This window comes from Geodermatophilus obscurus (assembly GCF_900143215.1).
Lineage (GTDB): Bacteria > Actinomycetota > Actinomycetes > Mycobacteriales > Geodermatophilaceae > Geodermatophilus > Geodermatophilus obscurus_A.
Genome location: NZ_FRDM01000078.1, coordinates 3,038 through 4,427, shown reverse-complemented (window position 1 = coordinate 4,427; position 1,390 = coordinate 3,038). Strand labels below are relative to the sequence as shown.

General features: G+C 76.9%; 2 protein-coding genes. Both read right to left on the bottom strand.

The genetic code is table 11. The features are described 5' to 3' along the window. Positions 1–979: conjugal transfer protein (locus BUB17_RS24855; protein WP_072921481.1), on the bottom strand; the 979-nt coding region annotated here is incomplete at its 3' end. After that, positions 976–1,314, bottom strand: coding sequence for a hypothetical protein (locus BUB17_RS27230; protein ID WP_072921479.1), 339 nt, complete (start codon positions 1,312–1,314; stop codon positions 976–978). The genes BUB17_RS24855 and BUB17_RS27230, both read right to left, overlap by 4 nt. Between the last annotated feature and the right edge of the window lie 76 nt (positions 1,315–1,390).

Genomic DNA, 1,390 nt, shown 5'->3' with positions numbered 1-1,390 from the left:
CCACCGACTGCACCTCCCACCGGCCCCCGCGGGCGGTGAGGGTCAGCGCGTACTGCACCGAGAGGGCCTGCCCGGCCGCGGAGGTGGCCTCGGCGGTGACCAGCGCGTGCAGTTGGTCCCCGTTGCCAGGCACGTCGGGGAGGTCGGCGGGGTCGGCGTCGACCTGCACCCGCTGCAGCCGGACCTGGGCGTAGGGAGCCGGCGTGATGGCCTGCACCCGGGTGCCGGGTGTGACGTAGCGGTCGACGTCCCCGGTCCCGGTCAGCAGGGCCACGAGGAACTCGGCGGCAGCGGTGCTGGCCGGGTGCTGGCCGGGCGCGGTGTAGCCGTAGGCGAGCGGGACCGGGGCCGCCGGTGCTGGAGCGGCCACCGGAGCCGGCAACGTCTGGGCCAGCAGCGCGCCCTGGTCGTAGGCGACCGGCACGCTGAAGAACCGCCGCACCGGTGGCGGAGTCTGGCTGGGTGCCGGGCCCGCACCGGCCGCTGGCGGCGGCTCAGTGACGGTGACCGCCACGGTCACCGTCCACCGGCCAGTGGCGACGTGGGCGATCGCCGCGGTCGCCGGGTCGGCGACCGACCACGGCACCTGGGGAAGCTGGACCCCAGAGGTGTCGACGAAGCCGGCGAGGGTCGACTCCTCCCCGCGAGGAGTAGTCAACCAGGTGGCCACGAAGCGCTGGGCGAACTCCCCCACCGCGGCCTGCTCGCTCATCGTGTCCGCCTCGGCCGGGGCCTGCGCGGCGGCCGGCGGCGGAGCGGCGAGGAAGGCGGCGGCGCCAGCCACCAGACCCAGCGGCCCGCAGATGAGCAGCGTCCACAGCAGGCCGGTCGCGGCCTTGGTCGCCACCTTCGACCCGCCGGTCCACCGGCCCTGAAGTCGGACGTCGTGGTCGCCGATCCGGCTGTTGCCGCCGACCTGCTCGGCGGATCCCGGCCTCGGCGCGGCGGCGCGCCCGCCGCGCCGCAGGCCGGGGCTCACGCCACCCCTCCGGCGGACCAGGTGGTGCACCGGCGAGCGCGGCCAGCCCCCGGGGGCGGCAGCGCGCCGCCGGCGTCGGTGGTCAGAGCGGAGGCCTCGAGGCGCTCGCCGAGGTCGGTGCGGCCGATGGGGCCGTCGCCGGCGCGCAGCCGGCGCAGCGCGGCCTGTGCCAAGCGGACCGGTTCCCCCAGGGCCTCGCGCATGCCGGCGACGGCGTCCTCGTCCAGCGGGTGGTCCGCCAGCGCCGTGACCGCTCGCACGATGCGCCGCCGCGCGGCATGCACCAGCGCCGCGTCGGACAGGCTGCGGCCACCGTCGTCGAGCTCGTCGTGCATGGTCTTCGGCCTCCACCGTCGTCGCCCTAACACCTGGGGAAGGTGCTGGTGACGCGCGCGTGTGACAGCCGGGTCG